This window comes from Nocardia pseudovaccinii NBRC 100343, from assembly GCF_001613225.1.
GTDB classification, from domain to species: domain Bacteria; phylum Actinomycetota; class Actinomycetes; order Mycobacteriales; family Mycobacteriaceae; genus Nocardia; species Nocardia pseudovaccinii.
Map to the genome: position 1 here is coordinate 48,878 of NZ_BDBY01000144.1, position 6,372 is coordinate 55,249.

A 6,372-nucleotide genomic window follows, 5' to 3' on the forward strand; every position below is an offset into this window, starting at 1 on the left:
CTCCTGAGCGGATCAGGGGCGACTCGACCCGCTGGTGGTGGTCGGTGCCGCGGATTGCGTTGTCGTGGTGGTGGATTCGGTCGTGGTCGGCTTCGGGGGCTGAGTTGTCGTGGTGGTCGAAGCCGGTGGTGTCGTCACTGCCGGTGTGCTCGGCGGCGCCGGTGTGGTGGTGGTCGTCGTCGTCGGCTGGCTGCTGACTTCCGTCTTCGTGGGGGCGGCCGTGGTGGTCGTCGGTGACGTGGTCGTGGTCGTGGTCTTGCTCGGTTCGGGCGTCTTGGTCGTCGAGGTCGCTGCCTGGTAGGCGGCGGCGAGATCGGCCGACTCCGGCTTGGCGGTCGGGTCGACCGGCTGGCCCGCCTGGGCCTGCTTCGCCAGATGGGTGAGCCAGGCGGCCGCGTACTCGGCGGAGGTCAGCGGCTTACCGTTGTTCGGGTCGGCGTCGCGCCAATAGTCGAAGTGGTGACCGGTCGCATTGGGGCCGAGCGTCTGCTGGTACGGGTCGCTCATGATCACCGGGATGGTGTTCTGGTTCGTCACGATGAGACCGATGATTTCGTTGAACACCTTTTGCGGCAGATAGGCCAGCGGCGACATCTGATTGGCCGAGATCGCATCCGCCTTGGCCGGAGTCTGCGACGTCTGTCCCGGCTTGTATTCCGGATCCGAAACCCTCAGCAGCACTTGCAGAAACGTCTCATCGCTCTGCATCCAGTTCGGCTGCGACTGGATATCCGCGAATGCCGCCAGCGCGATTCGGCCGAGGACAACGGCGACGTCCTGTCCGGTCGCGGGGGTGAGCCCGTCGCGTTCCAGTGCATCGACATTCAACTGGCGACCCACATTCACCACCAACTGCAGCAGCGAAATGTTCTGCGGCGCCGAGCACGTGAGGTCGCCATCGGAGCAGAACGACGCGATCTTGCCGTTCAGCGCACCGAAGTCACCGCTGGTACCGGGCAGCGCGCCCTGGCCCGACGTGGCTTTCGTGCCGTTCTGATACTTCTGGTCGAACCCATCGGGGTTGCTGTACGGATCCTTCGAACCCGGGAACGGACCGTCGCCCGCCGAACGTCCGGCATCGGCGAGGATGACGACGCCGACGACATCGGCCGGATCGACGATGCCGTAGCCACCATCCTGATCGGCGCTCTGATGTCCGATTGTCATAGCGACGCGGCGCACCACATCGGCGCCCTCGCTGTAGCCGACGATCGAGAACTTGGTGTCCGGGCAGGCCTGCGAGATTTCCCGCATCACCTGTTCGGTATTCGCGACACCCGCGTTGACGGCGTCCTCGTAGGTGTCCATATTCGCCGGATAGGCGATATAGACAGCGGCATACGAGCCGGGATCGACATCGTCGGCCGGTGCGTTGACGACCGGATCGACCCATTCGCTGCTGTGATCACCAGACAGCGCGGCGGGCAACTCCTCACCATTGGCCCCGACCAGCATTTTCGTGGTCGCGGCGTCGGGCGTATCCCGACGCCCGGCGACCGAAATGGTGACCATGTCGTGGCACTCCGTCACGGATGCCCGCAGGCGCGTATCGACGGTTTCGTGCGTCGATGTCAGCGCCATCGAGGCGGCGACAATCGCTACCACTCCCAATGACGCGGGCGCGACGATGGCCGAAGCCATGCGATGGCGCGCGAAAAACTCCCGAAGAGCCATGTCCCGTTCCCCAATCCAAAAACCGACAAGTGGACGGACAGGCCCCCCGACAGGCCGTGTGTCTTGAAGGACGTCGGACTCGAGGGCCGAATCGTTACGCGGGGCGACAAAAAATTACGCTCGAGCCAAGTTGTATATGTCACTGTTCAACGGCACACTTGATATAGTTACGTCAGTTAACGGCATGATCGATGTGGTGCTTCCGCGGTGTCAGCGCCGATCCGCTCACTCATCGGGAATCTGCAGGTGAGCAATGCGTGTGGAACTCAGGGGGCCCGATAACTGTCCGCCGGAATGGGTGACGCTGACGGCCGCGACCACGGATTTCGCCGTGTCCGGCCGATGGCTCGAGACCATGGGGCCTTTGCTGCCGGGGCAGCCGCGCTGGCTGATCGGCAGTGTCGACGGCAGCCCGCAGGTCGGATTGCATGCCCGGCTGTTGGAAACTGCACCCGCGGAACCTCGCTACGACATCGGCGCGGTGCTGCGGGGTGAAATCCCGGCGTTCGAGCCGCGATCGGTTCCGCTCTCGGCATTCGAGCCCGAGACGCTGTACCCAGCCCTGCTTTTCGTATTGCCCGGCTACACCTACGCGCCCGCCGGGCCGGGCGCCGCCGATCCGGCCGTGCTGGGGCGCACCGTGGAGGCCGTGCACGACTGGGCGCGGCGGCACGGCATCCGGTCGGTGTCGTTCCTGTATGTCCCTGAGCGGCAACGCATTCTGCGGCAAGCGCTCACCGAATTCGGGGCGCGGCCGGTCCAGTTGTATCCGACCTGCGTCCGGCCGGTGGATTTCGCGGATCTGGACGAGTACCTGGGCCGGTTGACGCGGCAGCGGGGTCGGGATCTGCGGCGGCTGCTGCGCCGGATCGACGAGAACGGCATGGTGCTCGGCGAGGACGAGCTGAGCAAGGTCCGCGACGAGGTATTGGAATTGCGCTTGGGGTTGTTGCGCAAGTACGACTCCGCCGCCGACCGTGCCACCCAGGCTGCGACGCTCGATCGGATGATCCGGAACTATCAGCCCGAAGATCGGGTGGTCACCACGGTTCGTCGCGATGGCCGAGTCGTCGGTTTCACCCTGTCGCTGCGTCACGGTGATTCGTTGCGTGTGCTCTGGTGCGGCCACGAGCCGGATGTATACGGCACCTATTTCGTGATGCTGTTCTACGAGTTGGTGGCGGCGGCACTGCGGCGGGGTATCAACGAGATCGACTACGGCACTTTGAAGTGGCAGGAGAAGATCTCGTTCGGCTGTCGGCTGGAACAGCTGGCGGGCTACACATGGACGCTCTGAACCGTCCCACGGTTGGTCGGCTGTTCATACCCGGTCAGATCGTCTCGCTGTTCGGTGACGGGCTGGCTGTACTGGCGATTCCACTGCTGGTGGTGCATCTCACCCACAATCCGACGGCAGTGGCGCTGGCCGCCGCACCCCGCATGGTGGGCTACCTGCTGGCCGGGTTTCCGGCCGGACCGCTGGTCGATCGGACCGATCCCTGGCATGTGCTCATCGCGGCCGACGCGGTGCGGGCGGCGATTTTCCTTGGCCTGTTCGGCATGGCGATCACCGGAACCGGTTTGGTCCCTGTCATTCTCGCGCTCGCATTCATCGCGGGAGCGGCCGGAGTGTTCTTCGAGACAGCGCTGACGGTAGTGGTGCGTGATATCTACCGTGATCGAGAACTGTTGCGCACCAACTCGTTTCTCGAAACCGCGAGTCAGGCGTCCTTGGTAGTCGGTCCCGCGGTGGTCGGATTGCTGGCGGCCACGGCGGGTTCGGGTGCGGCGCTGCTGATCGACGCGGTTACGTTCATGGTGTCGCTCGCGACGCTGATGGGGACGTATCGCAGTGTGCCGCAGCGGATTCGCTCTGGCGAGCGGCGGCATCGGCTCCGAGCCGAATTCCGGGCGGGGTTACGGTATCTCGCGTCGTCCTCGATCATGAGCTCGCTTGCGGTATTGCAGCTGATCACGAATCTCTGCCTGGCGGCGACGACACTGATCGTCTTCTTCGCCCGCGATGTCTTCGGTGCGTCGCCCGGTCTGGTCGGTGTTGTGGCCGCGGGCGGTGGTGTCGGCGGAATCCTAGGCGCGGCAATGGCTTCCACCGTCGCCGCCCGCTATCGCCCAGTCCCGGTGTGTGTGCTGGGTGTGCTGCTGATCGGTGTCGCCCTGGCCGTCGCGGGAATCGCGCCCGGCATCTGGTGGCTCGCCGCGAGCAACGCGGTGCTGGTGTGGGCTGATGTGCTGGCGAGCATCGTGATCCGGACGCTGCGCCAACAGACGGTCCCGCGCGAGCTGCTCGGGCGGGTCACCAGTACGACCCGCTCGGTCGTCTTCGCGGCCGGGCCGGTGGGTGTGGTCCTGGCCGGACTGCTCACCCAGCTCGACGGCAATAATCCGCGCCCGGTGTTTCTTGCGGCCGCGGCGCTCATCGGGGTGTCGGCACCGGTCGTCTGGGCGACCGGTTTGCGCCGCCACCGCGGCATTCCACTCCACCGCAGCGATGAAGAATTGGTGACCGCATGAAACTCTACACCGGCGAGCGCCTGGCCGAATTGGCAGGCGCCCGTGGCCTTTCCGACGACTATCTCCGTGAGCTACGGATCGTTTCCGCGGTACTGCCGTTCCGCGTCAACGACTACGTCGAGCGCGAATTGATCGATTGGTCGGCCGCGCCGGACGACCCGATCTTCCGGCTCACCTTCCCGCATCGGGATATGTTGCCGCCCGATGTCTTCTCCGGCGTCGCCGAACTATACGACGCGGGCGCCACCCGGGAGGTGCTCGCCAAGGCAGGCGCACAGGCCCGTCGACTGCTCAACCCGCACCCCGGGGGCCAAATCGAGGCCAATGTTCCTGTGCTGCGAGGTAAGCCGGTGCTCGGCCTGCAACACAAGTATCGCGAGACGGTGCTGGTTTTTCCGTCCCAGGGGCAGACCTGTCATGCCTACTGCGGCTACTGCTTCCGCTGGGCTCAGTTCGTCGGCTCCGAAACCCGCCAGGCGCTGTCGGATCCGGCGACCATGGTCGCCTACCTGCGCGCGCATCCCGAGGTCACCGATGTGCTGTTCACCGGTGGTGACCCGCTGATCATGAAGACGGCGGTCCTGCGCCGTTGGGTCGAGCCGATATCGGAACCTGGGCTGAACCATATCCGCACGCTGCGTTTCGGTACCAAGGCGCTGTCGTACTGGCCCGCGCGATTCATCGAGGACGACGACGCCGACGATCTGCTGCGTCTGTTCGAGCAGTGCGCGGACACCGGTCGACACGTCGCCGTGATGGCGCACTTCTCGCATCCACAGGAGCTGTCGACCCCCGCGGTGCGGCAGGCCATTTCCCGGATTCGGAGCACCGGTGCGGTGATCCGGGCGCAGGCGCCGCTGGTCGCGCATGTCAACGATGACGCCCGGGTCTGGGCGGATATGTGGCAGCAGTTGGTCGGACTCGGGGTGATCCCGTACTACATGTTCGTCGAGCGAGATACCGGTGCCCGCAACTACTTCGAAGTGCCTTTGGCCCGCGCCCATGACATCTACACTGATGCCATTCGCAGCGTGTCGGGCTTGGCGCGCAGTGCCCGGGGACCGGTCATGTCCGCCCACCCCGGCAAGGTCCTCATCGACGGCATCATAACCGTCATGGGCGTCAAGGTTTTTGCCCTCCGCCTACTGCAAGCCCGAAATCCGGCCGATGTGGGCCGCCAATTCTTGGCCCGATACGACCCGACTGCCCGTTGGTTCGACGAGCTGACTCCGGCCCTGGGTACGCACTTTCCGGGGGCCGCAGTGGAGTACTAGGGGCTCATCGCTTGAAATGAACCGTCTCCGCTCCGGTAATAGCACGCGCCGACTCATCGGGGTGAGTCAATTGTGGATGATGGGCAGCTCCGTCAATGGTGCTGGTTCGATTCGGGGCGAGAGTGATTCGAGCAGGACCGGATCGAGCGGGTCCGCGCTTCCGGTGATCACGTGCACCGGTCCGGGATATTGCGCGAGCTTGTCGGCGAGCTCGCTGCGCCAGCGTGCGTTCGTCGTAGCGGCGAACAGTGTGGCGACGTTGGCCGCGACCTTCGCGCGACGCAGATCCTGGACGCTCGATTGCAGAACAGCCGCGTGGTCGGTCGAGCCGGTGAGCTTTTCGGACAAGGCCTCCGGGCTGATCCGACGCAGATACCAGCGGGTCAGGGGCGTGACCCGTGTCGAAAGCCCCGCGCTCGGCTGGAGAAAGAACGGGGCGACCAGCGTGATCGATCCGACCTTGTCCGGATGCGCGGCCGCGGCCTCGACCACCGCGGCGGCGCCGATGGAGTGTCCGACCAGGTGCGCGCCGGGTGATCGTTCGAGCAATGCCTCGAGCAATGCGCGCCAGTCGCCTCGACCGCCCGCGGACATCCCGAGACCGGGCAGGTCCAGCACCTGGGCGTGGCCGATGGCCGCGGCGACCGGAGCCCAGGTGTCGGCATTGACCGGCAGGCCGGGCAGTATCACGGTGGGCGCGTCGGGCTCGCCGATCCGGAACGTACGGACACCGGCGTATTCATCGAAAGTCCGTGCGGCACTGCCGGTTGGCGCAGTCCCGAACCGATGCGCGGCGAGATAGTCGGCCCAGCGCAGGATCGTGCGTGTGGTGTCGGGCATATCGAGGCCATGCCTGCGGGCGAGTTCGTGTGCCGAGTCCGTGGGGTACCGG

The 6,372-nt window shown here is 65.5% G+C and carries 5 protein-coding genes; 3 read left to right on the forward strand and 2 right to left on the reverse strand.

The features are described from left to right. Nucleotides 1-12: 12 nt before the first annotated feature. Nucleotides 13-1,674, reverse strand: coding sequence for a cutinase family protein (locus NP3_RS17465; protein ID WP_063042593.1), 1,662 nt, complete (start codon nucleotides 1,672-1,674; stop codon nucleotides 13-15). Between the two features lie 253 nt (nucleotides 1,675-1,927). On the opposite strand from NP3_RS17465, the gene NP3_RS17470 reads away from it, so the two are divergent. Genes NP3_RS17470 through NP3_RS17480 form a run of 3 tightly spaced genes read left to right on the forward strand, consistent with a single transcriptional unit; the run spans nucleotide 1,928 to nucleotide 5,480 of the window. Further along, entirely contained in the window at nucleotides 1,928-2,971 is a 1,044-nt protein-coding gene (locus NP3_RS17470; RefSeq protein WP_063042595.1) for a GNAT family N-acetyltransferase, read from the forward strand. Continuing rightward, on the forward strand, nucleotides 2,959-4,206 hold the full coding sequence (locus tag NP3_RS17475) for an MFS transporter (RefSeq protein ID WP_063042597.1): 1,248 nt from the start codon (nucleotides 2,959-2,961) through the stop codon (nucleotides 4,204-4,206). The genes NP3_RS17470 and NP3_RS17475 overlap by 13 nt, the downstream gene beginning before the upstream one ends. After that, a complete protein-coding gene (locus NP3_RS17480) occupies nucleotides 4,203-5,480 on the forward strand; it encodes a KamA family radical SAM protein (RefSeq protein ID WP_245720986.1) in 1,278 nt (425 codons plus the stop codon). The genes NP3_RS17475 and NP3_RS17480 overlap by 4 nt, the downstream gene beginning before the upstream one ends. 66 nt (nucleotides 5,481-5,546) lie before the next feature. Here the strand turns inward: NP3_RS17480 and NP3_RS17485 are convergent. Further along, nucleotides 5,547-6,372, reverse strand: an 826-nt coding sequence (locus NP3_RS17485; RefSeq protein WP_218024868.1) for an alpha/beta fold hydrolase, incomplete at its 5' end; no start/stop codon positions are given.